Here is a 779-nt window from a genome sequence, read left to right as displayed (position 1 = left end):
GGACGGATGGTAGAGGTACAGTACAGGCGAAAGTAATGAAGGGCGTACGGTGGATGCCTAGGCTCTTACAGGCGATGAAGGACGTGATAAGCTGCGAAAAGCCGCGGTGAGGCGCAAATGGCCCTTGACCCGCGGATCTCCGAATGGGACAACCCAATATCTTGAAGAGATATTATCCCGCCGATGCGGGAGGCGAACGCGGGGAACTGAAACATCTTAGTACCCGCAGGAAAAGAAAATAAAGAATGATTCCCCCAGTAGTGGCGAGCGACCGGGGAAGAGCCCAAACCGACGTTGTCTCGGCATCGTCGGGGTTGTAGGACCGCGCCATCGCAAGAAAGGCCGTGAGTGGAAGCGACTGGAAAGCCGCGCCATAGAGGGTGAGAGCCCCTTACACGAAGCAGCCCGAAGCGTAGCGGACTCCTGAGTAGCGCGGGACACGAGTAATCCTGTGTGAATCCGCCGGGCCCATCCGGCAAGGCTAAATACTCGTAAGAGACCGATAGTGAACCAGTACCGTGAGGGAAAGGTGAAAAGTACCCCTTGCAGGGGAGTGAAAGAGTTCCTGAAACCGTACGCCTACAAGCGGTCGGAGCATCGAAATTGATGTGACGGCGTGCCTTTTGCATAATGAACCTACGAGTTGCCGTCACCAGCGAGGTTAAGTGCGACGACGCACCGAGCCGCAGCGGAAGCGAGTCTTAAAAGGGCGCAATAGTTGGTGGAGGCAGACGCGAAACCGAGTGATCTACACTTGTCCAGGATGAAGTCCCGGTAAC

At 56.0% G+C, this 779-nt stretch carries 1 rRNA gene; it reads left to right on the top strand.

Annotated features, from left to right (window positions below):
* Window positions 1-26: 26 nt before the first annotated feature.
* Window positions 27-779 (top strand): 23S ribosomal RNA (locus HMPREF9441_RS03365); the annotation flags it as partial.

Origin of the sequence: Paraprevotella clara YIT 11840 (assembly GCF_000233955.1) — a bacterium.
GTDB classification, from domain to species: domain Bacteria; phylum Bacteroidota; class Bacteroidia; order Bacteroidales; family Bacteroidaceae; genus Paraprevotella; species Paraprevotella clara.
Note: the sequence above shows the minus strand (reverse complement) of the source record. Positions and strands in the feature narration are given on the sequence as shown.